Raw genomic sequence first — 25,611 nt, 5'->3', positions numbered from 1 at the left:
CGGGAACCTGCCGTTTGCGGCTGTCCAGCACGCGGAAGGACAGCTCCCCGGCCGAGCGGCGGAGGATGACATACCTCTCGAACATTCCCAGCTCGATAAGCCTGCCCAAGCCGGGTCTTAATGCCAGCTCGGATACTTCCCGGCCGTGGGCGGCCGCCAGAACCGAAATTCCGGCGTGCAGCGCCTCCGTGACCGCCTCGGCATCCTCCGGTCTGCCGATTTCGTCGGCAATCAGCACATCCGGCGAGAGGGAGCGGATCATCATCATCATGCCCTCGGCTTTGGGGCAGCCGTCCAGCACATCCGTTCGCGGGCCGATGTCGAAGGCGGGAACTCCCCTTCGGCTACCGGCGATCTCGGAACGCTCGTCCACGATGCCTACCTTCAGACCGGGGCGGCGCCCTTCTCTTCCGCCCGCGCTCCCGGCGGAAATCTGCCGGGCGAGATCGCGGAGCAGCGTAGTCTTGCCATGCTGGGGCGGGGACAGGATCAGGGTGTGCAGTATTCTATGGCGGCCCGCGTCCAGCAGATGCGGCATAAGCCGGTCCGCAATCCCGGGAATCTCCCTGGCAATCCGGACGTTGAAGCCGCAGATGTCCCGCAGATGGCCAACGCTGCCGCCGCTAAGCACCGTCCGTCCTGCGAGTCCGATGCGGTGCCCGCCCGGAATGGTGATAAATCCCTTGCGAAGCTCTTCTTCCATCGCATACAGTGAATGATTGCTGATCAGATCAAGCATCCGGTGACTGTCTTCGCGGTCCGGTCTGTACGCTTCCCCTGGTTCCAGGGTCAGCCTACCGACCTCGTTCACAAAATGGTAGGTGCCTGCATAATTGATTTCCAGCGGACGTCCTTCCCTGATGCGGATTTCTTCCACCGTCTCCAGCAGCGAAAGCGGGAGCCGGGAAAGCGCGGATTTCACTTTTTCAGGAAATAATTGAAGCCAATCGTTGGCCATAAGCCGTACCTCCAAGCTGTCCTCTATGGAATGCTTTATTCCATATCTATGCTTGTACGTTCGCAATATGACTACCAATCTATCATTTTTTCAAAATGCCGATTAAGAGACACGCCACACCTATACCCACCCAGGCCAGCTTGCCCGGAGAAAGATCCTGCGCCATGCCCGTGAGTCCGATGGCCGTCGTCAGGATCAGCACGGTCGGGCCGACCAGCGCAAGCCCTGAATTGACCGCAAGCGCCTTGTCTACCTGGTTCAACCGCAGCATGATTAGCGCAGCAATGATCTCCGCGCTGCCCGACAGCATCCGCAGAACAGCCATCCAGCTTACATACTTGTCCACCTTTCGCTCTACCCCCTTGTCCGAAATTCCGGCACAGCTTCAATAAACCCGCCGGTTCCGTGGCTGTTGTATTCATAGATATGCGGGATTGTCCCGCTTTAGACAACAAGAATCCGGCATAAAAGCAGACGCGGAAATCCAATATAAATGAAAAAGACGCCACAGCAAAAAAAGTGATAGAAAAATATCATCAGTATGATAAAATATTTTTTATCAAACATGAAAACAAGTCATGAAAAGAAAGGAATTTTTCCATGCACATGCGTTATCAGGCAGCTCCCCACATTGTTGAGAGTCTTTCCAGAACCGTCAGAGAGGCCGTCGTTGTTATTCTGTCCGCCCTGCTGGTCGCCGCCGGTCTCAAGCTGTTCCTCATCCCTCATCAGCTGCTTAGCGGCGGGGTGGCCGGAACGGCGTCCGTTATCGGTTACTTGACCAATCCCAAATATATTTCGCTCATCTATTTCGGCATCAATCTGCCAATTCTGCTCTGGGGCTTCGTGGCCGTAGGGAAAAAATACATCTGCCTCAGCATGCTATGCGTCGCCTGCACAACCTGGTTTCTGACGATTATTCCCCAGGTGCAGGTGACCAACGATCCGATTCTCGCGAGCATCTTCGGCGGGGTTATCATTGCGGGGGGCATCGGCTTCTCCTTGCGCGCGGGCGGGTCGTCGGGAGGGTTCGATATTCTGGGCTCCATTATTACGCGCAAGCGGGATGTGCCGATGGGGACGGTGCTGTTCGTCATGGACGGGGTGATCATATTAATTCTTGGGTTTATGAAAAGCTGGGATTCCGCGCTGTATGCGATGCTGTGCACCTTTGTGAAGAGCAAGGTGGTCGACATTATCCATATCCGGCACGTCAAGCTGACCTGCTTCATCGTTACGAAGCGGAAGGATGAGATGGTTGCGCAATTGAACCGGCTTCCCCACGGCGTTACCGTCGTCAATGCCGAAGGAGGATACAGCCACGAGGGCAACACGATGCTGATGACGGTCACCACGCGGTACGAGCTTGCGGAGCTGCGCAAGGCGGTTATCGCGGTCGATCCAACCGCGTTCGTCAATGTGCTGGAGACCGTGGAAATTTTGGGGAGATTCAAACGGCTGGCTTAGGTGCACGATTCAACGGTATAGGAAAAGGGACTGCCTCCGAAAGCCTCGACAGGCTCGCGGGGGACAGTCCCTTCTTGCTTGCTGTATAAGAAAGAATTTACGGAATCATCCGCATCAAGCTTTGTCAAGCTCGGACGATCATCTACCGACGATCCTGCGGACCGCCTACAAATACCTGCTGGTCGGTATCCAGACCGTACGCCGTATGCAGCGCCTGGATAATCTCATTGAGCTTGCCGGATTCCACAACGCAGGATACCTTGATCTCGGAGGTGCTGACCATCTTGATGCTGATTCCAAGACCTGAAATGACATCGAACATCTGCGCCGCTACGCCCGGATGGCTGACCATGCCGGCGCCGACGATGGAGATTTTGACCAGATTATCCTCCGATGTTACGTCGCGGTACGGCAATGCTTCACGGATCTGCCGGATAACCTCCTTGGCCCGCTCCATTTCGTCCAGCGAGACGGTGAAGGAGAAATCCGCTTCCCCGTTCTGTACGCCGCTCTGCACAATGATATCCACGTTAATGCCTGCGTCGGCCAGCTTGCCAAACACCTGGGCCAGTACGCCGGGAACGTCGGCCACTCCCGAAATGCTGATCCGCGCCACATTTTTATCATAAGCGATGCCGCTTACCGCCACTCCCTGCTCCATGCTTGCTTCCTCCTTCACCACAGTGCCTTCATTATAATTAAAGCTCGACCGCACAACCAGCTTCACCTGGTACCGCTTCGCGTATTCCACCGCGCGCGGATGCAGCACGGCGGCGCCCAGATTGGCGAGCTCCAGCATTTCATCATATGAGATTGCATTAAGCTTGCGCGCGTTCTTCACGATACGCGGGTCGGTGGAGTACACACCGTCGACATCGGTATAGATTTCGCACACGTCAGCCTTGATCGCCGCAGCCAGCGCAACCGCAGTCGTATCGGAGCCGCCGCGTCCAAGGGTCGTAATCTCGCCGTCAAGCGTCATTCCCTGAAAGCCGGCGACGATGACGATTTTATCTTTCTCCAGCGCTTCAAGCACCCGACGCGGCACAATCTCGTTGATCCGCGCACGGCCGTGCGTCTCATCCGTGCGGAATCCGGCCTGCCAGCCGGTATAGGAAACGGCCTCCCGTCCAATGCCTTTCAGGGCGATGGACAGCAGCGCGATAGAGATCTGCTCCCCCGTCGTCATCAGCATGTCCATCTCGCGCGCAGGCAGCTCGCTGCTGAGCAGCTTGGCCTGATCGATGAGATCGTCGGTCGTGTCCCCCATGGCGGAGACGACCACGACACAGCGATGGCCCTCATCCTGCTTGTCTGCGATGCGTTTGGCAACCCGCTTCATACGCTCGGTGTCGCCGACGGAGCTGCCTCCGAATTTCATGACATAAAGTGACAAAGCCTTATTCACTCCCAACTTCAAATTCTATGTAACAGTTAATTAATGCATTCGGTTTCCCGCTTTTACTCAGTATAATACGAAAGTGACCGGTTGCGTAATTATTTTGCAAAAAAAGCGGCAATCCTCCAGCCCGAAAAAGGCAAAACCTCCCCGCATCCATGCGGGGAGGGCGGTAGTTCGGCGCAACAAACCGAAGCAAGCTTACGCGCGGGAAATATACTTGCCTTCGCGTGTATCGACCAGGAGAATGTCACCCTCGTTAATGAAGAGCGGTACCTGAACGGTATGTCCGGTCTCCAGCTTGGCCGCCTTCGTCGCGCCTTGGGCCGTATTGCCTTTCACGCCCGGCTCGGTTTCCACGACCTTGAGCTCAACGCTCGTCGGCAGATTGATGCCAAGAAGCTCGCCCTGGTAGCTGACGATATTAACCGTCATGTTCTCTTTCAGGAAATTCAGTTCCCACTCGAGCTGATCCGCTTCAAGGCTGAACTGGTCATAGGTTTGGTTGTCCATGAACACATGCTCGGAAGCGCTCGCATACAGATATTGCACGGCGCGGTTCTCGATGATGGCCCGACCGATCGTCTCGCCAGCACGGAAAGTGCGTTCAACGGTGTTGCCGTTGCGCAGGTTCTTCAGCTTGGAGCGGACGAACGCCGCGCCTTTGCCCGGTTTAACATGCTGGAAGTCCAGCACGGTAAAGATGTCGCCGTCCACCTCAACGGTCAGGCCTGTCTTAAAATCATTAACAGAAATCACTAATAAACCCCTCCTGAATTCAATAATAACTTGTCCTTATGAGAACAATTAAACTTGTTCGGCCGTAACCTACGCAGGGTGGGCTGAACCGAAATTTAGAGAACGGTGTAGTCCTTGGAGGAATGGGTCAATCGCTCAACGCCGGTCTCCGTTACGACTACATCATCCTCAATGCGAACGCCTCCGAGTCCCGGCACATAGATGCCTGGCTCTACGGTGACCACCATGCCCGGCTGAAGCACATCGTCACTGAGCTTCGACAGCCTCGGCCATTCATGAACCTCCATACCCAGGCCGTGGCCAAGACTGTGCCCGAACTGCTCTCCATAACCGTAGCGGGCAATAATATCCCGTGACAAAGCGTCGCATTCCTTGCCGGTCATGCCCGGCTTAATATGCTCCAGCGCGTACAACTGAGCCTCCAGCACGATGTCGTAAATTTCTTTAAGTTTGGGGTCAGGGCTGCCCAGCGCAATCGTCCGCGTAATGTCAGAGCAGTAGCCGTCCAGCAGCGCGCCAAAGTCGAAGGTTACAAATTCATTGTTCTGAATAACCTTCTGGCTCGCCACGCCATGCGGCATGGAGGAGCGTTCCCCGGAAGCTACGATGGTGTCGAAGGACGAGGAGGTCGCCCCATGGCTTCGCATGTAGAATTCCATTTCCAGATCGACGTCCCGCTCGGTCATGCCCGGCTTGATCACATTCAGAATGTGCCGGAATGTATCGTCCGCAAGATCCGCCGCTCTTCGCATCACGGCAAGCTCGTCTTCATCCTTGAACATGCGAAGCTTCTCCACCATTTGAGATACCGGAACGAGCTCGGATGGCTTCAGCGCTTCCGCGTAGGAAGCATAGGCGCCGTAGGAAACATCGTCCTGCTCAAAGCCAAGGCGGACCTCCCCGCCCTTCGGCAGCAGCTCGCGGACCGTGTCGATAAACTTCGGCCCGTGCTGCACAACTTTAAGCCCCTTCGTCTGTTCCGAAGCCTGGGTCATGTACCGGAAATCGGTCAGCAAATAGCTCTCGTCGCCCGTAATCAGCACATAGCCGGAGGAACCGGTAAATCCGCTCAAATAACGGCGGTTGATGCCGCTTGTAATCAACATCGCGTCCAGACCGCGATCAAGCACTACCTTCCGCAGTTTGGAGATCCGGTTGTTGCCCATGATCATTCTCCTCTCGAAAATAGCCACATTATATTGTAACATAGGGCCATGCCAACTGAGAAGTTTTTTTGATCGTCAGGCCATCCCGGTACGGCTGTCTCTTTTGCGCTCATCCGTGTACTCGGTCGCGGCCGTATAGCCAATGAACAGTCCCCACAGCAGGAACAGGCAAAATTCGCTGATGAGCGAATCCCATGGAAGCCGAAAAGGCGGCTGCATCAGGAAGGGCCAGGAGCATGCCAGAATGAGAACCGACCACCAGAGTATGCCATAGATCATGCCTGCCCATGGTCCCTTTATTTTGCGGAATAGCAGAACATACAAGATGGAACACAGAACCGAGAAGCCGATGAACAAAAGGTATCCCGCCAATTGTCCGGCAGCCGTTGTCAGAAATTTATGCCGAAAGAGCGGCTCGCCCAGAAAGCCCGGGAGCACCTTCGTAAAGTGAAGTACATAAAAGATCCAATGCAACCCGCCCCAAATGAGGCCGGCGAAAAAACCCGTCTCAATCGCAAAATACAGCGGATTCGTCTGTTGCCGCTGCCCTCTCGCCGCATCGCCCATTGCCCGTAACTCCCCGCTTTCTACTATAAAATATAGGCCTGATAATTGGCCGCTGATCGTGCTTACAGACTAGTATGCGCAGGAAAGATCGTTCCAAGTAGAAATGTTAACAAAAATTAGTTACAATGAAGATATAAAGATCCTCACACTACATTTAGTACAGGAAGGTGAATTGGTTGTCTCAGAAATCTCCGAGCTACGGCGGTCAGGCCGTCATCGAAGGCGTTATGTTCGGCGGCAAGCATATCAATGTGACAGCCGTGAGACGGAAGAATCAGGAAATTACTTTTTTGGAGGTGCCGAGAAGCGAGAAGAGCTGGGTTGTAAAACTGCGCAAGATTCCGCTGCTTCGCGGCCTTGTCAGTATTATAGATGCCAGCGCCAGAGGCTCCAAGCATTTGAACTATTCCGCCGAGGCTTATGCGGAAGACGAGACGGAGACGGAGGAACTCGCCAAGCAGAAGAAACACAAGGAGAAAGAAGAGGGCTGGGGGCTTGGTATGATACTGGGCGTAGCCGTCATGGGGATTTTGTCCTTCATTTTCGGCAAAGTTATTTTCACCCTCGTTCCCGTGTTTGTTGAAGATTTTTTGTTCCGCGATGCATTTGACAACTATGTTCTGCACAACCTCATTGAAGGGGCTATCAAGCTGGTCCTGCTGCTTGTCTACCTGTGGGCCATCTCCCAGACCCCTGTCATTAAAAGATTGTTCCAGTATCACGGCGCAGAGCATAAGGTCATCAGCGCATTCGAGGCCGGCGACGAGTTGACGGTGGAAAATGTGCAGAAGCACAGCCGCCTGCATTACCGCTGCGGCAGCAGCTTCATGATGCTGACCATAGTGCTGGGCGTTATCATCTACTCCGTTGTGCCATGGGAAACCCTGGTGGAAAGAATTGTGCAGCGGCTGATCCTGCTTCCTCTGGTCATCGGTGTATCCTTTGAAGTGCTGAAGGGCACCAATGCCGTACGCGAGCTTCCGGTGCTGCGCTATCTCGGCTACCCCGGACTATGGCTGCAGCTGCTCACAACGAAAGAACCGAAGGACGATCAGGTGGAAGTATCGATCGCCTCCTTCAACCGCATGCGTGAATTGGATGCGGAAATCGAAGCAAAAGGATATCAGCAATCAAGTGTAACCGGAGGCATATTGGACCCTGCGAAAGGATGAGTGGCCTATGAAACGGCATGCTTTGATTTTTTGGAGCGCAGTACTGCTAGCGGTTTTCGGTGTCGTATCGGGTTTGATTGAGGAAGGCCTTCGATCGCTGTCGGGCTTTATCATTCCCGTGGCTTTGTTCCTTGTCTTGTTTCTGCTCTACAAGTTCCCGCCTCGCCGGTTTGCCGGAAGCAGCAGACGCAGACAATCCAAGATCAAGGTAAAGCCCTCACAGAAGACATTGGCTAAGGTCGCAGGCATGCGAAAGAGCCAGCCGCCCGCTGGCAAACGCAAAACCTATCCTTTTCGAGTCATCGAAGGCAGCAAAGGGAAGAACGATGATGAACAGCTGCCCAGATATCACTGATTTGAGCACGATACGCGGTGTCCCCGCATTCAATCACGAATGCGGGGACACTTTTTTATTTACAATCAGCCGCTTCTCCAGCCGTCCCGGACGCCATTTCCGGAAAAACTCCTGTCCCGCATGGTATCCGGAATTGTACAGCGCGGCGCTCTCTTCAGGCGTTAGCTCAAACTTCACCGTACCGATGCCGAGTGTGGGAATTTTGACGGTGCGGACCATCTTTTCCTGCTCGATATAGCGCTCGTCATGCGCCGACAGCATCGTTTCGACCAGCGCCTGGAGCATACTGAACGGTCCTGTAATCCGGTGGGCCTGGGGCGCCGTGTGCCCGACCATCTGATAGCCGACTACCGGAACCTTTGTGGCTCCCTGCTTCCCAGCTTCTTTGTCCTCAAACAGCCACATCGGGAAGTTGCTCAGCAGCCCCCCATCGACCATGTAGACAAACTGTTCGGCAAAAGACTTGCCCTCCGCCGCCTTCCCGCTCCTGCGCAGCATTACGGGATCGAAGAAATACGGAATGCTGCAGCTCATGCGCACCGCCTTGGCCACCTCGAAATATTCGGGGTTGATCCCATACTCCACAAGTCCGTCAGGCAGCACAACCAGCCGGCCGTCTGTAATGTCGGAAGCGATGATCGACAGCTTGCCTGGGGGAAGATCCCGGAAGGATACAATTCCCTTTTGCCGCAAAATACCGCGTATCCATGATTCCAGCGCCTCTCCCGAATAGAGTCCCTTTTTCAGCATGACCCGCAGGGCGGGGCCTACCAGCTTGGTGTTGAATACCGGCGAACGCTTCAAAAAAGAACGGAACGAGGTGCCTTGAATAATCCGGCTCATTTCCTCCCCGCTGTACCCTGCCGCCAGCAGCGAGGCGACGATGGAGCCGGAGGAGGTTCCGGCCACCCGCCTGAACTTGACACCTGCTTCTTCCGATGCCTGAACCGCTCCCGCAAGCGAAATGCCCTTTACGCCGCCGCCTTCAAACACCGCATTGATTTCCATAAACGGCAATCCCCCGTTCCATAGACTTATACTGCTTATCTATGAGCACGAGGGATATTTCATGCCTGGGAAGCAAGTCAGGTCTTAAAATAAAAGGTTAATAGGCCGCTTAAGTTCGACGGATTACGGACCACAATATCGTATGCCCGGAACATGATGCTGCCTTCGACTTCAACGTAGTTCTCGTTGAATTTGAGCTGGCTTATAATCTGCTCGCCGCTCTGCCATTCCGCGCTCTGGTTCGCAGCGCCCACTTTATAGGCCGCCTGGCCGATATACAGCTTCACGCCTGTATTCCGAACCTCGTTCACCCACCATTCCACTAGCTTATCGTATCTGGCTGTGTTATAGGAAAGGCTCCAATACACTTGCGGGGCCACATAGTCGATCCAGCCCTGCTTGATCCAGGTCCGGACGTCGGCGTACATGTCGTCATACGCGGAGACGCCTGCCGTTGTATCCGAGCCGGTGCTGTCCAGCTTGATATTGCGCCAGACGCCGAAGGGGCTGATTCCGTATGAAACCTCGGGCTTCAGCGCATGGATCTGCTCCCCGAGCTCGCGGACGAAGTTATTGATATTGTCCCTCCGCCAGTCAGCTTTGCTTGCGATCCCGCCCGCGTTATACGCCTTGAAAGCATTGTCATCATCGAACGTTACACCGGAGGGATAGAAATAATCGTCCAGATGAACGCCGTCGATTGCGTAGCCTTTCACAACTTCAAGCACCGTATCGATGATGCTCTGGCGCGCCTCCGGAATTCCCGGGTTGATGTACAGCTTCCCGTCCGCCTTGACCACCCACTCCGGATGCGCCTTGGCAACATGATTGGCGGCAAGGGCGGCTAAGGATTTGTCAGAGGCGTCCGTCGTCGCCCGGAACGGATTGAACCAGGCATGGAACTGCATTCCCCGATCATGTGCCGCATCAATCATAAACTGGAGCGGATCATAGCCCGGGTCCTTGCCCTGGGTGCCGGTCAGCACCTTGGACCAGGGAACGAGCGAGGACGGATACAGGCTGTCGCCGCTTGGACGCACCTGCACGAATACGGCATTGAAGCCGATGGCCTTCAGGCTGTCCAGCAGGTGGCTAAACTCTTCTTTCTGCTGATCGATCTTCCCTATCGAGGACGCCGAGGGCCAATCCAGATTGTAGACGCTGGATATCCAGACCCCTTTCATCGCTTTGGAGCCGGCACCCGGAATGTCCGGCACGGTCGGCACCGTCGGCTTTGGAACAACAGGAACGGACGGCAGCTGCGGCTCTTCCGGATCGCTGGCTTGCGGAGGCTCGGCGCCTGTGTACAGCGAAATCAGTTTGGCGGCTTTATTCCATACCACCTGCAGCCCAAGATTCTCCGCCACGAACCGGATCGGCACCATAATCCGCCCCTGCCTGCTCAAGACCGGATTATCCAGCGAAACGGAGGTTCCGTTGACCACTGCGGTTTTCTTCCCATTGGTGAGCTTCAGCTCATTGCCGCCCTTGATGATTGTAACGGTCTTGCTGCTCTGATTCCACTCTACCTGCGCGCCAAGCCCCTTGCTGATTACCCGAAGCGGAACCATGGTGACATTTCTGGAAGTAATAAACGGAGGCACGTCGCTCTCAAGCGTCCTTCCGTCAAGCTCCAGTGTAATCACAGCCGAGGCCGCCCGGGCGGCGCCGGAAGACATCAGCGGTACACAGAGCAGGATAATCAACATTCCGATGAACCCATTCTTCAGTTTCATAATTCCTCCCCAAATCTCCGGTTATGTAAACAGGCTACAAATTTGGACGAGGAAAAATGAAAAAGGTTGCGGAAAAATAAGAAGAAACGGATGAATGCCCTCTACTCAAGGACAATCTCCGTTTCCGGTCAGTGCTCAAGATTCGCTGTACAGCTCCTGATGAACTTGATTTAACATCTGAATTCTGCTCTCGTCACGGCGGAAGAATTCCACCAGCGATTCGATGCAGGTAATGGAATCCCAGCTTAAGTGATGCTCAATCCCCTCGACATCCCGGTAAATATTCTGTTCCTGGACGCCAATGATTGTGAGAAACTCTTCCAGCAGCTTGTGACGGTCCACCAGACGTTTCCCTACTTTTTTTCCTTTGGTGGTCAGGACGAGTCCACGATATTTCTCATAGATGAGATAGTCGTCCTTATCCAGTTTTTGGATCATTTTGGTAACGGAAGAGGGGTGAACCTCCAGACCCTCGGCAATGTCCGAAACCCGCGCATATCCTTTCTCGTCGATCAGCTTGTATATGCGCTCCAAATAATCCTCCATGCTGGGTGTTGGCATGCAATTACCTCTTTTCTATAATGACCATGGCCCGGGGGGCCAAACCTTGTTCTAACAATGATACATGTTTCTCCCCAAGCTTGGCAAGTCGAAAGCGCACATCGTCGCGGGCACGAACCGCACAGCATTTAACAGAATTTCCGCACCCCGCATTCGGCCAAAATAAGCTTATCCTTTTGCAAAGGAGTGTGAGGTCATGACTGTGCTGACGCCCGAGCGCCGAGCCGCCCGAACGCCCGGGAAGCCGACAAGCCTGTTTATCCCGGAGCTGGTCTATTTCGAGCCGGACGCGCTCTCTTATCCAAAGGGAGAGCGGATTATGGAATGGGTGCAGGAGCTCCGTATCCCTTATCGTATGACCACCTCGCATAACCGGATTACCAATCTGCCCGGAGAAGGCGAGCTGGAGCAGTACAAAATCGCCAAACGGACTCTTGTCGTCGGCGTGCGCAAGACGCTGGAATTCGACCAATCCAAGCCTTCCGCGGATTACGCAATTCCCATCGCCACCGGCTGCATGGGCCACTGCCATTATTGCTATTTGCAGACAACACTCGGGGCCAAGCCCTATGTACGGGTTTATGTCAATACCAACGACATCATGACGGCGGCCAAGCAGTACATCGAAGAGCGGGCGCCTGAAATCACGACCTTTGAGGCGGCCTGCACCTCGGACCCGCTGGGACTTGAACATATTACCGGCTCGCTTGCGGAGCTCATTGCGTTCATGGCCGAAGAGCCGCTCGGCAGGCTGCGCTTTGTGACCAAATTTCAGCATGTAGAGCCGCTGCTGGGCATCGCGCATAATCATCATACCCGCATCCGGTTCAGCGTCAACTCAGACTATGTGATCCGCCACTTCGAGCCGGCTACCGCCCGTTTCGAGGAACGGACCAGGGCTGCCGGACAAGTGGCCCGCGCAGGTTATCCACTGGGGTTCATCATCGCGCCGATCATCTGGCATGACGGGTGGCAAGAAGGCTATGCCGAGCTGCTGGCGAAGCTTGCAGAGGAGCTTCCTCCCGAAGCGGGCAAGGACCTGACCTTCGAGATGATCCAGCACCGGTTCACCAAGACGGCCAAAGCAGTCATCGAGAAGCGCTACCCGAAGACCAAGCTTGAGATGGATATCGACAAGCGAAAAAAGAAATGGGGCCGCTGGGGGCAGAACAAATACGTGTATCCCGACGAACAGCAAAACGCCCTGCGCGAATTTATCACAGAGCGTATTTTTGAGCATTTTCCGGCAAGCCGAATTGATTATTTTACTTAACTTTTCCTAGAACTTAAGCCAGTCGGGAGTTACACCCTGCAGCCAGATTGTAATCCGGAACATCTGATCGGTGAACAGCAGGATACCCATGAAGACCATAAGCGCTCCGCCAAGCTTCATCAGGGCCCCCGAATACTTGAGCAGCCGACGCGCTCCGCCCACGAAAAAGGCCAGCACGAAAAAAGGCAGCGCAAACCCGATGCTGTAGGCGGTAATCAGCTTCAACCAGGTTCCCGGCTCACTCGCGGACAGCGCGATAATTGCCGTCAGAATCGGACCGATGCAGGGCGACCAGCCGGCGGAGAAGCCAATGCCGAAAATAAAGGAGCCGACGTAGCCCGCCGGCCTCCGGCTTAGCTCCAGCTTACGCTCACGCATAAGGAAACGGGGCTGAACAATGCCCAGCAGAAACAATCCCATCACAATAACCAGAATAGCGGACAGTTGGCGGATCAGCTCGCGCTGTTCGATGAAGAACTGCCCGAATACCCCGGCGCCGAAGCCGAGCGTATAGAAGACAGCCGAGAACCCCAGAATAAACGCCAGTGTATGGCTCAGCGTCCGAAGACGGGCTTCTCTTCGCTGTTCTCCCGTCCTTAGCTGCTGAACCGACAGTCCGGTTATGTACGATATATAGGAAGGGTATAGCGGCAGGCAGCAGGGGGAAATGAATGAAGCCAGACCGGCGGCCAAAGCGATTCCCGCGTTAATGTTGGACACAGCGGCATCTCTCCTTCAGTCACATGTGCCGAGAGCCTGCGGGGCTTTCGGTCTTTTTTGCTGGCTTCCCATCCTTCCCGGCCGATTTTACAGACGAACTCCCTTTTTGCCGACCAGTGTCAGCGCGAGCAGGGCAATCAGCAGGAGCACAATCGTTGCGCCCGGCGCCAGATTCCAGATCCCCGCGATGACCAGCCCGCTTACCACCGCGATTTCTGCAATAACGACCGATAAAATAACGGAAATTCTAAAGCTCCGCGACAGCAGCAGACTGATCGCCACCGGAATGGTCAGAAGCGCAGATACGAGCAGCGAGCCCACAATTTTGATCGCGGTGCTGATGACAAGAGCCGTCAGAACCGTGAGCAGCACATTAAGCATTTTTACAGGCAGTCCGCTGACGCTGGCGGCGTCCTCCTCGAAGCTGAGCAGAAAGAATTCCTTGAAGAACACCGACATTACGATCACCACCACAACGGCCACAATGCCGACAACGAGCAGATCGGTATTGTCAAGCGTATAAATGCTGCCGAACAGGTAGCTGATGACGTCGGCGTTATATCCTTTCCCCAGGGTAAAAAATAACGAGGCCAGCGCCACGCCGCCCGACATAATAACGGCGATCGACAGCTCGGCGTAGCTCTTGTAAGCTTTTCGAAGCTTCTCAATCCCGAAAGATGCCGCAACTGCAAAGATTAATCCCGCGCCCAGCGGGTAAAAGCCGGTCAAAAATCCGAGCGCCACCCCCGCGATTGTTACATGGGCCAGCGAGTCCCCAATCATGGATAGCCTTCTAAGCACAAGAAAAACGCCTATAAGCGGCGCTGTAATGCCAATCAGCAAACCGCCCGCGAGCGCCCGCTGAAAAAAATCGCTGAATAAGATGTCCAAAGTGAAGATTCCCCTCCCAAACCCTCCCCGCCGGGGAGGGCCCCAAGGGCAGCCGCCCTCTGGACACCCGCAAGTTGGCGAAGGTGTTCAGGAGGGCGCTCCCTGGGTCTGTTTGACTCAATGAGCGCTTACGTCCCAAAAGGCGGGACACGCTTGATTTTGTGCGTACCTAGATTAAAAGCTTAAAGATCAAAGGCTTGATCATCTGATGTTGTACAATGGCTGATCTTTACTAAATGAGCGTATGCTGCAAATCTTCGGCGGCGCAGTTCTGAAGCTCATGCGAGTGTCGGGAATAGAAATTGATTTTGCCGTTGCATTGCATAGGCTCCTTGCCGAGATAATTCTGAATCATATCGATGTCATGCGACACCATCAGGAACGTCATATGGTGATGCGCATGCATATGGGTAATCAGCTCGAAGAACGCCGCCTGCGTCTCGGTGTCGATGCCGACCGTGGGTTCGTCCAGAATGAGCAGGTCCGGGTGGTTAATCAGCGCTCGCGCCAGAAAGACACGCTGCTGTTGGCCGCCGGATAGCATGCCGACCCGTTGGTCCTGAATGCCCTGGATGCGCATAACCTCCATCGCGTCGTCGCATTTGCACTGCTGGGCGCGGGAGATGCGGCGGAGCACATTTTTATTGTTATATAGTCCTGACATAACCACTTCGCGTACCGTGGCGGGGAACAGCGGGTTAAACGCATTTTTCTGCGGGACATAGCCGATTCGTTCCCAATCCTTGAACTTGCGGACCGGCTGGCCGAACAAGCGGATCTCGCCCTCGGTTGCCGGAAGCAGACCGACGATCATCTTGAGCAGCGTGGTCTTGCCGGCTCCATTCGAACCGATAATACCGACAAAATCGCGCTCCCTCACGGTAAAGTTCAAATCCGAAATCACCTTCTGTTCCCCGTAGGAGAACGAGAGATTCTGTATATTGATCATATGCTGGTGGCAGTCCAGGGATACCGGTTGCATGACAATCCACCCTTTCAACGTAAGCTTTCTATCCTATTTTAAAGCCAGAATCAAATTTTGCAAATTTTTCTCCATGAGCGTGAAATAGTTATCGTTGTTCTGCTGGTCCTTCTCCGTAAGCCCCTCCACCGGATTAAGCACCATAGTGGATACGCCCGTTTCTGCGGCCAGCGTCTTGGCCAGTTTGTCCGAAACCAGCTCCTCGAAGAAAATATAACGAATGTTTTCCTTTTTCACCAGTTCCGCCAGCTTCACCAAATCCTGACCCCGCGGCTCAGCGTCCGGTGACAAGCCCATAATCGCGTGCTGGGTAAGCCCGTAATCACGGCACAGATAGGCAAAAGCCTGATGGGACACCACGATTTCTTTATTTGGGACCTTGGCCAGCTCGCTCTCAAACCTGGCGTCCAGTGCCTTCAGACGCTCCGCCACCTTGCCGTAACGCTCTTCGTATCCCTCCTTATGCGCCGGATCAGCCTCTACCAGACTATTTTTAATATTTTCAGCCATAATAAGCGCGGATTTCGGACTGACCCAGGTATGCGGATCGGTATGGAGGGAATCTCCGGATGCTTCCTCTCCATTTTCCCCCCCATGATCATGGTCTTCCTCTTCATCAGTCATAATATAGTCGATGCCCTTGCTGACTTCGACGGCCTGCACCTTGCTGCCGCTGTCCAGACCTTTCAGGAAGTTCGGCACCCAGCCCTCCAGCCCCGCACCGTTGTACAGGAACAGCTGCGCTTTGGAGGTATTCACGATATCCTGGCTGCGCGGCGTCCAGTCATGCGGCTCCACGCCGACCGGCAGCAGATTGATGGTATTGGCGTCTTCCCCGCCGATTTCCTTCGCAAATTCATAAATGGGATAAAAAGTGGTAACCACGTTCACCTTGCCCTCCACAATGGTCCCGCTGCTCTTCGGACCGCATCCGGACAGCAGAATGGTAAGCAGCATAAGGGGAAGGGCCAGTCCCTTGATTTTTTTGAATAGCATATTGTATGTTTCTCCTCCTGATCGTAAACTTTACTATTGGATTATAGTCGTAATCTTTACGATAAGTCAATCGCCTACTAATTATTCTTACGATAATAGAGAGAGTTATACCATCCGTTCTGTGTTTTATTATAGAAAAAAGCAGCCCGGTCCAGGACCAAGCCGCTTGAAGTACGAGCTATTCTCTCTGCTTCATCAATCTACTTTACAATCGCGCCATTCGGCATTGTGTCAGGCACCGTCGCAAGCGTAAGCTGATCGCCCTTGGAAGCCGCCAAAATCATCCCCTGCGACAGCTCGCCGCGCAGCTTCACCGGCTTCAAGTTCACAATACAGATCACCTTGCGTCCGACAAGCTCCTCCGGGGTGTAGAACTTGGCGATGCCGGACACCACCTGGCGCTGCTCATAGCCAAGATCCAGCTGCAGCTTCAGCAGCTTGTCGGCCTTCTTCACCGGCTCGGCGGCAAGCACCTGCGCCACACGCAGCTCGCATTTGGCGAAATCGTCGATGCCGATCTCTTCTTTATGCTCCTCCGGTTCAGCCGCCGCTGCCGGCTGCGCGCCCGCTGCTTCCGCAGCGGTTTCTGCCCCGGACTCAGCCGCCTTTTTACCTCCGCCCATCATGGATGCAATATAGGCGACCTCCTGCTCCACATCCAGCCGAGGGAAGATTGGCGCCCCCTTCACAAGCTTCGTGCCCGCCGGGATCTGGCCGAAGGTCTTGCCGCTGTCCCAGGCGGTCAGTTCGCCCGGGGTTATGCCGAGCTGCTCCCATATTTTGGCCGGAGTCTGGGTCAGGAACGGCTGAAGCAGAATCGAAGCCGTCCGCAGCCCTTCAGCCAAATGTCTCATCACGGAAGCCAGTTCCGGTGCCTTGCTCTCATCCTTGGCCAGCACCCAAGGCTGGGTCTCGTCAATATATTTGTTCGTCCGGCTGACGAACGCTCCGATCGCGGCCAGCGCGACGGAGAACTCCATGTTCTCCATCGCTTCTTCCACTTTGGCGTAGGTTTGGGCCGCAGCAGCTTCCAATTCGCCGTCAAAAGCGGTTACCTTGCCTTCATAGGCCGGAAGCTCGCCGCCGAAATATTTGTCGATCATCGCGACGGTGCGGTTCAGCAGATTCCCGAGGTCGTTGGCCAGGTCGTAGTTGATCCGATCCACGAAGCTTTCGGGAGTAAATGTACCATCGGAACCGAAAGGAACCTCGCGCAGCAGATAATAACGGAGAGCGTCGAGACCGTAGCGGTCGATCAGCGTTACCGGGTCCACCACGTTGCCCTTCGATTTGGACATTTTGCCTTCCTTCATCAGCAGCCAGCCGTGCGCGAACACCTTCTTCGGCAGCGGCTCGCCCAGCGCCATCAGAATAATCGGCCAGTAAATCGTATGGAAACGGACAATCTCCTTACTCATGAGGTGAACATCAGCCGGCCAGAACTTGTCGTACAAGCTGCGGTCCTCAGAGCCGTAACCAAGAGCGGTAATATAGTTGGTCAGCGCGTCGATCCAGACATAGACCACATGCTTCGGATCGCCTTTGACTTTCACGCCCCAATCAAACGTGGTGCGGGAGACCGCCAAATCCTCCAGGCCCGGCTTGATGAAGTTGTTGATCATTTCATTCTTACGGGATTCCGGCTGGATAAAATCCGGGTTCTCCTCATAATACTTCAGCAGCCGATCCGCGTATTTGCTCATTTTAAAGAAATAGCTTTCTTCCTTCACCAGTTCCACGGGATGGCCGCTGTCCGGGCTTTTGCCGCCGATAATCTTGCCGTCCGCGTCGCGGACAATATCCTCAAGCTGCGTTTCCGTGTAAAACGTTTCATCCGAAATACTGTACCAGCCTTCATACTCGCCTTTATAAATATCTCCCTGCTGCAGCAGCCGGTCGAAAATATCCTGAACGACCTTTTTATGCCGCTCTTCCGTCGTGCGAATGAAATCGTCGTTGGAGATGTCGAGCTTGCGCCATAATTCCTGGATTCCGACGACAATATCGTCCACAAACTGCTGCGGTGTCTTCCCCGCTTCCTGAGCCTTGCGCTCGATCTTCTGACCGTGCTCGTCCGTTCCCGTCAGATAGCGGACCTCATACCCGCGAAGCCGCTTGTAGCGCGCCATTGCATCCCCGGCAACCGTCGAGTAAGCGTGGCCGATATGCAGCTTGTCACTCGGGTAATAAATTGGTGTTGTTAAGTAAAACGTGTTCTTCTGGCTCATTTCCGTCATCCTTTCTTTTCTTGCAGCGTTAGCCGCACTGCCGGTTTCACCCGGCCGGTTCGTACTCCATGACACTCTGTCATCTATAACATGCACTACTGGAGCGCCGCACCTGCTTATAATGTTTTTTGCCCGCAAAAAAACTCCCGCCCCCCTATGGGGCGAGAGTTCACTCACGCGTTACCACCCAAATTCTCCGTCTCCTTACGGAGCGCGGACTCTTCCAGTTCCCACAGCGGGAACTGCCCATTAACGCTGGATCACGCCGCAGGCTTACGCAGAAGGCTGCACCCAGCCTTAAGATCGCTCACAAGCGGTTCCTCCCGGACCATCTTCCATCTGACTTTCCAGACCGGCTTGCACCTGCCCCGGCTCTCTGTACTGGCGTCCCGATGTACTTATCCATTCGTCGGAAATACATATTCTAATTGAAAATATAACCAAAACAGCTCCCCCATGTCAAGTAGAGTCTGCCGCTTTCTTCCCGGTAATCTTGTTCTTTGCAGGCGGCACCGGGTCCAGCCCCCCCGGATGAAAGGGATGGCACCGGGCAATTCGTTTCGCCGCAAGCCAGGACCCCTTAAGTGGACCGTGCACTTCCACCGCTTCGAGCGCGTACGCCGAGCAGGTCGGATAAAATCGGCAGGTGGCGGGCTTCAGCGGAGAGATGAATCTGCGGTACACCCGGATTGGCCCCTGTACCGCTGTCCGTCCGATTCCCATAGTTATTTCTCCACTTCTCCGCGGGCCGCTTTATCCTCCACACCCGCTTCTTCACATTCCCTACAATACCCGAACACTTCGAATTTATGCTTCACAACCCGAAATTGATCGGGCGTATCCGTCATATTCATCGGGCAGAACGAAATGGGATACGTCTTCTGGCACTGCAGACAAATCATATGATGGTGGTGATGGTCCTGACTGCAGTTCGCTTTGAATTTAATGCCATCCTCAAAGACGATCTGCTCCAGCACGCCCATTTCCTCCATCACCCGCAGGTTGCGGTAGACCGTATCAAAGCTGAGTCCGCTGTACTTGCGCTCCATATGTTTATATACATCCTTGGCGGACAAATATCCTGTGCTCTCGCCGAATAATTTGGCAAGCGTCTTGCGCTGGTCGGTGATTCGCAGTCCCTGCTCCGACATGGCTTCCAGTATTTCTTCTGTCGACAGCATAAGCTCATCTCCCATAAGTAAAGGTGCAAGGCCATAACCCCTCATTCAATAATGCCCCAAAAAAATGGCGCCGTCAATGAAGGTTGTCCCTTCGCGGAATCCCGGACTTTCCCAAAAAAATTCCCGGCAAGCCGCTGGAACAAGCGCTTTGCCGGGAAGATATTATATCATGCCATGCCGTTTGCGGTTATTGCGCCTTCTGAGCCGGGAGCGGCATGAACAGCAGGTTAATCGGCAGGTTATTTCCGGAAGCCGGGCTGAACATGATTTCTACCGTCTGCTCCACATTGCCGGTCCGGTACACCACGCTGTTCTGATTCGGCGCGTTAACCGTTCCCGTATTCGGAGCCTGAACGATGCTGCCGTTCACCAGCAGCGGTCCCTGGTACGTGCCGCCGCGCGGATTGAGTGTAATCAGCGTATTGGGAGCGACCCGGGTCAGCGTGATTTTGTAGACGACGCCGAAATTACCCGCGTTCGAGGCAACCGTACCCATAATCGCATCCGTTCCCGGAATATTCGGGTCGCTGTTGTTATCCCCGAGCACCAGTCTCGAAGGTGTGGCGCCTACAGGATCGGTTACGGTAATTATTCGGTTCGCGTCCGGATAAGTTCCACGGTTATGCACACCGTCGCGGTCCAGGTAAGCAAGACTCGGCAGCGCCTGCAACGGGTCCTTGGCCGCGTCGATCATAATGACGGAATATTTCACCGGATAATCGCTAAATACATCGGACATAAGAGATACGACCTGATCCGGCTTTATCGTCACATTATTTATTGTAGTAAGAACCGCCTTGCTTTCTCCGGGCTGCAGGATGACATTACTATAAGCGCTGCCTGTCAGGATCGACTGAAAGTACGTTTCGATAGACCTTTTGCCTGTTGCCGTAGGGATATTGAGCGGACCGCCAAAACCCGACCTTTGTGTCGTAATGGTAGCCGGATACATATTATCGTTCGTTGCAATGATGTATATCTTCATATTCGACGACGTGGAATTTCTATGATGGAGCATCAGCCGGGTGTCGCCCATCGCCGTATCCTGGTAGACGATGCCTTCCGAGAATACCTTTTCGGGACTGTTGCTGCGGATCAACGTTACAGGCTCGGAGACCGCCGTATAGGAAATTCTGTTCCAGTTCAGGATCTCGCTTCCGTTGATCGGATAAATATCGCCCAGCGGCACGAAGAGCTTGTTGAACTCCTGCTCGGTGTACATCACTTCGTTGGTAATATTGATCGTTTTCTCGAAAGTGTTGCTGAGACCATGGCTGTCAGTGACCGTTAGCTGAATGGCAAGGGGACCCGGATTAAAGAAGGCCAAGGCCCGATTGGACCAAGATTCTGTCAGCGGATCACCGTCCGGATCGTAACTGGTATTCGTGAGGGTGATCGGCTCGCCCATCTTGTATTCATCTTTGTTCGTCGTAAACATCGCAACCGGCGGCTGGTTCGGCTTGAGGACATTAATGGTTACCGAATACGGATCGCTCCACTGGCCATTCGAGTCCATAACCGAATAACTGACTGTATAATTGCCGGGCTCCGCAAAAATGTCCTGCCGTCCTTCCCAGTGCTCGTCCACAATCGTTGTACCGTTCAAAGCTGTACTGCTGGTCGTGTAATTAACTGTCGTTTCTCCCGCATAAATCTCGGTTGGCTGAACCGTAAAGGAAGCTTTTGGCTTAGACTGCAAGGTCAGGATGACACGCTTCTGCACGTAATCCACTGTATAAGGGATGCCAAGCGCCTGCGTAATTGAGGTCAGCGGCACCATAAAGGTGTTCTTGTATTGGTAAGCCGGACCTTTCATCGTCGTCGCCTTGCCGTTCACCGTATAAATCTTGCTGTTGAGCTTGAAACGGAGCTCATTGCCATCCTTCATAACAATCGTTTCTTTGGTCGCGCCATTGTAGGTCAACTTCAGGCCCACTCGTTCCACCATAGCCCGAATAGCCACATTAGAGACGCCATTCTTAACAGCCATCGGCTGGCCCGCCAAATACTGGACTCCATTCAAATACATCTTGTTGCTGTTCATCATCAGGACAAGCTGGCCCGTACCTGCGACGCTAGCCGGAATCGGAGCTGGAATGGCGCTCGGCTGCGGTGTGGCTGACGGTGAATTGGAGGCTGACGGATCGGGAGTTGCGCCAGGCTGTTCTGCCGCTGGCGATCCTTCCGCTGTAGATGATGGACTTGGAACTGTTGCCGGGGCCGGTGAAGCTGTTGGAGTCGGCGAGACTGTCCCGGTAATCGCCGTAGCCGAGGCGGTCGCTTCGGGAGAAGCGGAGGATACCGTATTTGCTGCTGCGGGGTTGATTGCTGTCCCTGCCGGGGCCTGAGTTGCGGATTCGGCAAATACGGGAATTGCCGAGGCGGCTTGCGCCACCGTAAGTAGAGCTACTAATGCCAGTTTTCTAACATTCATTGATAAGACTCCTTCTGCTCCCTTTTTTATAAATATAAGATCCTGGACGGTTTGAGCTCCGCCTATCTCTAATATTTCCGGCACAAACACAGCCGCTCACAGGCGGCTAGCGCTTAGTCATGGCTTCCCCAAAACAAAACATAGTATTAGACGCAGGCCCAGGGAAAAAGTTTCATCAAAATGGAGAAAATATGCAAAATACTTGTAATTGGCAGTAATCATGAAAAAGCCGCTTCGTGTTCCGAAGAATATCGGACAATGGAAGCAGCTTTTATCAGGTTCGGATGAGCATCTCTCATCGCTATGAAAAATCGGAAGCTCGCTTCGAAATCCCGACTTATGTTCAATGTTGAATTGATTTTATACAAGAGCTGTCTGCTGACGTCCTTCTTCGATAAGCCGGTAAGCCCGCTGCACTTCTTCATCGGAAGGACTAGGTACGCCCTCCAGTTCGTAAGGCTTGCCAAGCACTTCCCACTTGTAGACCCCCATTTGGTGATACGGCAAAATCTCAAACTTCTCTACCCCATTTAAGGTTCCAATAAAACGGCCCAAATTGAGCAGGTCTTCTTCCTTCTCATGAATTCCGGGCACATAGACAAGACGGACCCACATCTTGCGTCCATGGTCGGACAGCCAGCGAGCCAGCTTCAATGTGCGCTCATTCGACTTGCCGGTAAGCTTGATATGAGCCTCGTCATCAATATGCTTGAGATCAAGAAGCACAAGATCCGTAACATTGAGAAGCTCCGTAATTTTATCTCCCTCGTTATAACCATTGGAATCCAGAGTCGTATGCAAATTCCAACGCTTCTTGACTTCAGTGAACAGCTGTTCAACGAACTTGGCTTGAAGCGTCGGTTCTCCGCCAGATACAGTCAAGCCTCCACCGGAGGTACGGTAGTAATTAAGGTAAGGTTCGATTTCCTTGAGAACTTCCTCGACTGTCACTTCTTTGCCCTCGTCTAAAGCCCATGTGTCCGGGTTATGACAGTATTGACATTTCATTAAGCACCCTTGCATAAACAAGATGAAACGGATACCAGGCCCGTCTACGGTTCCGAAGGTTTCCATGGAGTGGATACGGCCTTTAATCATAGTTGGTCATCCTTTCTTTACGACAAACTGCAAATTAAAAAAACTTAAAATTTTAACAATATCAGCACAAGATTTTACCGCCCTTGATTCAAGGGCGGTATCACCTTGCTTGTTAAAGCATATTTTGAAGTTAAATCAAAGGTTAGATAACTTACATCGAACCGTGGAAAGTACGGTTAATAACATCAAGTTGTTGCTCACGGCTCAGCTTGATGAAGTTAACGGCATAACCGGAGACGCGAATGGTGAGCTGCGGATAGTTCTCAGGATGTTCCATGGCATCCAGCAGTTGTTCACGGTTAAATACGTTAACGTTCAGGTGATGGCCTTTGCTGTGGAAGTATCCGTCCATCATGGATACAAGGTTCGATTTACGTCCCTCTTCATCTTTACCCAGTGCCTTAGGAACGATCGAGAAGGTATTGGAAATACCATCAAGGCTGTCTTCATAAGGCAGTTTAGCTACGGAACTCAGGGAAGCAAGAGCACCCTTCTTGTCGCGTCCGTGCATTGGGTTAGCACCAGGTGCGAACGGTTCGCCTTTTTTACGTCCATCAGGTGTAGTACCGGTCTTCTTGCCGTACACAACGTTCGAAGTAATCGTCAGAATCGATTGAGTTGGCAGGGAATCACGATAAGTTTGATGCTTACGGATCATGTTCATGAAGGATTCAACCAGTTCAACTGCGATGCTGTCAACAGCATCATCATTGTTGCCGTAGCAAGGGAATTCCCCTTCGATTTCGAAGTCCACTGCAATGCCTTGTTCGTTGCGGATCGGTTTAACCTTAGCGTATTTGATTGCGCTCAGAGAGTCGGCAGCAACCGACAGACCGGCGATACCGCAAGCCATCGTACGCAGAATGTCGCGGTCATGCAGCGCCATTTCAATGCGTTCGTAGGAATATTTATCATGCATGTAATGGATAACGTTAAGAGTATTGAGGTAAGTCTTAGCAAGCCATTCCATCATCGGTTTGAAGCGGTTGATTACTTCGTTGTAATCGAGCACTTCAGAAGTAATGCGCGGATATTCAGGTCCAACTTGAACGCCGGATTTCTCATCCACACCACCGTTGATAGCGTACAGCAGAGCTTTAGCCAAGTTGGCGCGTGCGCCGAAGAACTGCATTTGTTTACCGATGCGCATTGCAGATACGCAGCAAGCAATACCGTAGTCGTCGCCATAGATCGGACGCATCAGGTCGTCATTTTCATATTGGATCGAGCTGGTCTCGATGGATACTTTGGCGCAATATTTCTTAAATCCTTCAGGAAGCTTCTCAGACCACAGAACAGTCAGGTTCGGTTCCGGAGCCGGTCCCAGATTGTACAGAGTGTGCAAGAAACGGAAGCTGTTCTTCGTAACGCGAGTTCTTCCGTCTACGGCCATACCGCCGATGGATTCTGTTACCCAAGTAGGGTCACCGGAGAACAAGTCGTTGTACTCAGGAGTACGAAGGAATTTAACGATACGCAGTTTCATAACGAAATGGTCAACAAGCTCTTGTGCTTGTTCTTCAGTCAGATTACCTTCTTCAACGTCACGTTGAACGTAGATATCCAGGAAGGAAGATACACGTCCGAGGGACATTGCAGCGCCGTTTTGTTCCTTGATTGCAGCCAGGTAACCGAAGTATACCCATTGGAAGGCTTCTTTAGCAGTGTTCGCAGGTCTGGAAATATCAAAGCCGTGCATTGCGGCCATTTCTTTCAATTCTCCCAGGGCGCGAATTTGCTCCGACAGCTCTTCGCGAAGACGAATGACGCTTTCGCTCATGGAATCCACTTCAAGGTTAAGTAGATCTTGTTTCTTCGCTTTAATCAGGAAGTCGATACCATACAGAGCCACACGGCGATAGTCGCCGATAATACGGCCGCGGCCGTAAGCATCCGGAAGACCAGTAATGATACCTGCTCTGCGGGCAGCTCTCATATCGCTTGTATATGCATCAAACACGCCTTGGTTATGCGTTTTGCGAATATTCGTAAACATGTCAACAATGCTGCTCGGAAGCTCGAAGCCATAGGCTTTGCAAGCGTCGATCATCATCTTGATGCCGCCGAAAGGTTGAATGGAACGTTTGAAAGGAGCATCCGTTTGAACGCCAACGATTTGTTCCTTTTCTTTATCGATATAACCCGGTTGGTGGGATACGATTGTGGAAACCGTGTTAAGGTCTACATCCCATACGCCGCCCTTTTCTCTTTCTTCTTTGCTCAATTGGGAAATGATTTTCCACAATTCGTTAGTGTTGCTAGTAGGACCTACGAGGAAATCTTCACTTCCTTCATAAGGCTTGATGTTCTTCTCGATGAAATCATTGACATTGACATGCTTAGTCCACTTGCCGCTTACAAATCCACGCCATCCCGACTTAACTTCTTGTACTTCTCTTTCAATCACCGACATGCTAATCCCTCCATATATTTATATGATTTGTAGAGATCGCGGGCTTGAAGGTTAATCCCGTGTCTCGTGATCCCATGCTGTCATTTGTAACAAAATTCACATTCGATGTTCAATAACCGGGATCTTATATAAACATCTTAGTTTACTTTCCCGAATAAAACTGTGACAAATATCACCATTTACCATCTTTTCGGTGATATTTGTCACTTTAACATCAATCCCAGCTTGAACAGTCAGTGAGCTTGTT

General features: G+C 53.1%; 23 protein-coding genes. 4 read left to right on the top strand and 19 right to left on the bottom strand.

Features of this window, described 5'->3' with window-relative positions; genetic code table 11:
* Both spoIIIAA and L692_RS0127365 read right to left on the bottom strand, forming a co-directional pair.
* A partial coding sequence (gene spoIIIAA / locus L692_RS0127370; protein WP_025703204.1) for a stage III sporulation protein AA occupies nucleotides 1-958 on the bottom strand: 958 nt, incomplete at its 3' end.
* An 82-nt stretch (nucleotides 959-1,040) separates the two neighbouring features.
* Entirely contained in the window at nucleotides 1,041-1,304 is a 264-nt protein-coding gene (locus L692_RS0127365) for a YqhV family protein (RefSeq protein ID WP_025703202.1), read from the bottom strand.
* A 260-nt stretch (nucleotides 1,305-1,564) separates the two neighbouring features.
* Here L692_RS0127365 and L692_RS0127360 point away from each other — a divergent pair, with 260 nt between their 5' ends.
* Nucleotides 1,565-2,425 carry a YitT family protein gene (locus L692_RS0127360; RefSeq protein WP_232238870.1) on the top strand — a complete coding sequence of 287 codons (861 nt, stop codon included), beginning with the start codon at nucleotides 1,565-1,567 and terminating at the stop codon, nucleotides 2,423-2,425.
* Between the two features lie 142 nt (nucleotides 2,426-2,567).
* On the opposite strand, the gene L692_RS0127350 is transcribed toward L692_RS0127360, so the two are convergent.
* The 4 genes from L692_RS0127350 to L692_RS0127335 form a co-directional block, all read right to left on the bottom strand.
* Nucleotides 2,568-3,821 (bottom strand): aspartate kinase, encoded by a 1,254-nt coding sequence (locus L692_RS0127350; RefSeq protein ID WP_025703199.1) that lies wholly within the window; start codon nucleotides 3,819-3,821, stop codon nucleotides 2,568-2,570.
* Between the two features lie 204 nt (nucleotides 3,822-4,025).
* On the bottom strand, nucleotides 4,026-4,583 hold the full coding sequence (gene efp / locus L692_RS0127345; RefSeq protein ID WP_025703197.1) for an elongation factor P: 558 nt from the start codon (nucleotides 4,581-4,583) through the stop codon (nucleotides 4,026-4,028).
* Nucleotides 4,584-4,678: 95 nt separating this feature from the next.
* Nucleotides 4,679-5,749 carry a M24 family metallopeptidase gene (locus L692_RS0127340; RefSeq protein WP_025703195.1) on the bottom strand — a complete coding sequence of 357 codons (1,071 nt, stop codon included), beginning with the start codon at nucleotides 5,747-5,749 and terminating at the stop codon, nucleotides 4,679-4,681.
* 75 nt (nucleotides 5,750-5,824) lie between these two features.
* Nucleotides 5,825-6,316, bottom strand: coding sequence for a YqhR family membrane protein (locus L692_RS0127335; protein ID WP_025703193.1), 492 nt, complete (start codon nucleotides 6,314-6,316; stop codon nucleotides 5,825-5,827).
* A 176-nt stretch (nucleotides 6,317-6,492) separates the two neighbouring features.
* Here L692_RS0127335 and L692_RS0127330 point away from each other — a divergent pair, with 176 nt between their 5' ends.
* Entirely contained in the window at nucleotides 6,493-7,488 is a 996-nt protein-coding gene (locus L692_RS0127330; protein ID WP_025703191.1) for a DUF1385 domain-containing protein, read from the top strand.
* Nucleotides 7,489-7,495: 7 nt separating this feature from the next.
* The gene (locus L692_RS0127325; protein ID WP_025703189.1) at nucleotides 7,496-7,843 is read left to right on the top strand and encodes a hypothetical protein; all 348 of its coding nucleotides are present in this window, start codon (nucleotides 7,496-7,498) and stop codon (nucleotides 7,841-7,843) included.
* A 33-nt stretch (nucleotides 7,844-7,876) separates the two neighbouring features.
* On the opposite strand, the gene L692_RS0127320 is transcribed toward L692_RS0127325, so the two are convergent.
* The 3 genes from L692_RS0127320 to mntR all read right to left on the bottom strand — a co-directional run bounded on the left by L692_RS0127320 (nucleotide 7,877) and on the right by mntR (nucleotide 11,148).
* Nucleotides 7,877-8,851, bottom strand: coding sequence for a patatin-like phospholipase family protein (locus L692_RS0127320; protein WP_025703187.1), 975 nt, complete (start codon nucleotides 8,849-8,851; stop codon nucleotides 7,877-7,879).
* Between the two features lie 77 nt (nucleotides 8,852-8,928).
* On the bottom strand, nucleotides 8,929-10,587 hold the full coding sequence (locus L692_RS0127315) for a family 10 glycosylhydrolase (RefSeq protein ID WP_025703185.1): 1,659 nt from the start codon (nucleotides 10,585-10,587) through the stop codon (nucleotides 8,929-8,931).
* 135 nt (nucleotides 10,588-10,722) lie between these two features.
* Nucleotides 10,723-11,148, bottom strand: a complete 426-nt coding sequence (gene mntR / locus L692_RS0127310; protein WP_025703182.1) for a transcriptional regulator MntR — start codon at nucleotides 11,146-11,148, stop codon at nucleotides 10,723-10,725.
* 196 nt (nucleotides 11,149-11,344) lie between these two features.
* Here mntR and splB point away from each other — a divergent pair, with 196 nt between their 5' ends.
* On the top strand, nucleotides 11,345-12,421 hold the full coding sequence (gene splB, locus L692_RS0127305) for a spore photoproduct lyase (RefSeq protein WP_051503602.1): 1,077 nt from the start codon (nucleotides 11,345-11,347) through the stop codon (nucleotides 12,419-12,421).
* A gap of 6 nt (nucleotides 12,422-12,427) precedes the next feature.
* On the opposite strand, the gene L692_RS0127300 is transcribed toward splB, so the two are convergent.
* From L692_RS0127300 to pflB, 10 genes are all read right to left on the bottom strand, one after another.
* Nucleotides 12,428-13,141, bottom strand: a complete 714-nt coding sequence (locus L692_RS0127300) for a cytochrome c biogenesis CcdA family protein (RefSeq protein WP_025703178.1) — start codon at nucleotides 13,139-13,141, stop codon at nucleotides 12,428-12,430.
* Between the two features lie 87 nt (nucleotides 13,142-13,228).
* Nucleotides 13,229-14,032, bottom strand: coding sequence for a metal ABC transporter permease (locus L692_RS0127295; protein ID WP_025703177.1), 804 nt, complete (start codon nucleotides 14,030-14,032; stop codon nucleotides 13,229-13,231).
* 232 nt (nucleotides 14,033-14,264) lie between these two features.
* Nucleotides 14,265-15,014 (bottom strand): metal ABC transporter ATP-binding protein, encoded by a 750-nt coding sequence (locus L692_RS0127290; RefSeq protein ID WP_025703175.1) that lies wholly within the window; start codon nucleotides 15,012-15,014, stop codon nucleotides 14,265-14,267.
* A gap of 33 nt (nucleotides 15,015-15,047) precedes the next feature.
* Nucleotides 15,048-16,010 carry a metal ABC transporter substrate-binding protein gene (locus L692_RS0127285; protein ID WP_025703173.1) on the bottom strand — a complete coding sequence of 321 codons (963 nt, stop codon included), beginning with the start codon at nucleotides 16,008-16,010 and terminating at the stop codon, nucleotides 15,048-15,050.
* A gap of 200 nt (nucleotides 16,011-16,210) precedes the next feature.
* The gene (gene metG, locus L692_RS0127280; protein ID WP_025703171.1) at nucleotides 16,211-18,238 is read right to left on the bottom strand and encodes a methionine--tRNA ligase; all 2,028 of its coding nucleotides are present in this window, start codon (nucleotides 18,236-18,238) and stop codon (nucleotides 16,211-16,213) included.
* Between the two features lie 459 nt (nucleotides 18,239-18,697).
* Complete coding sequence (gene yidD, locus L692_RS0127275; RefSeq protein WP_025703169.1) at nucleotides 18,698-18,961, bottom strand: membrane protein insertion efficiency factor YidD; 264 nt, start codon at nucleotides 18,959-18,961, stop codon at nucleotides 18,698-18,700.
* A 2-nt stretch (nucleotides 18,962-18,963) separates the two neighbouring features.
* Entirely contained in the window at nucleotides 18,964-19,419 is a 456-nt protein-coding gene (locus L692_RS0127270; protein ID WP_025703167.1) for a Fur family transcriptional regulator, read from the bottom strand.
* A 187-nt stretch (nucleotides 19,420-19,606) separates the two neighbouring features.
* Nucleotides 19,607-21,853 (bottom strand): copper amine oxidase N-terminal domain-containing protein, encoded by a 2,247-nt coding sequence (locus L692_RS0127265; RefSeq protein WP_025703165.1) that lies wholly within the window; start codon nucleotides 21,851-21,853, stop codon nucleotides 19,607-19,609.
* Nucleotides 21,854-22,213: 360 nt separating this feature from the next.
* Entirely contained in the window at nucleotides 22,214-22,951 is a 738-nt protein-coding gene (gene pflA / locus L692_RS0127260) for a pyruvate formate-lyase-activating protein (RefSeq protein WP_025703163.1), read from the bottom strand.
* 151 nt (nucleotides 22,952-23,102) lie between these two features.
* Entirely contained in the window at nucleotides 23,103-25,364 is a 2,262-nt protein-coding gene (pflB, locus tag L692_RS0127255) for a formate C-acetyltransferase (RefSeq protein WP_025703161.1), read from the bottom strand.
* Nucleotides 25,365-25,611 lie beyond the last annotated feature (247 nt).

Origin of the sequence: Paenibacillus forsythiae T98 (assembly GCF_000520735.1) — a bacterium.
GTDB lineage: Bacteria > Bacillota > Bacilli > Paenibacillales > Paenibacillaceae > Paenibacillus_AQ > Paenibacillus_AQ forsythiae.
This window is presented reverse-complemented; position numbering and strand designations above follow the sequence as displayed.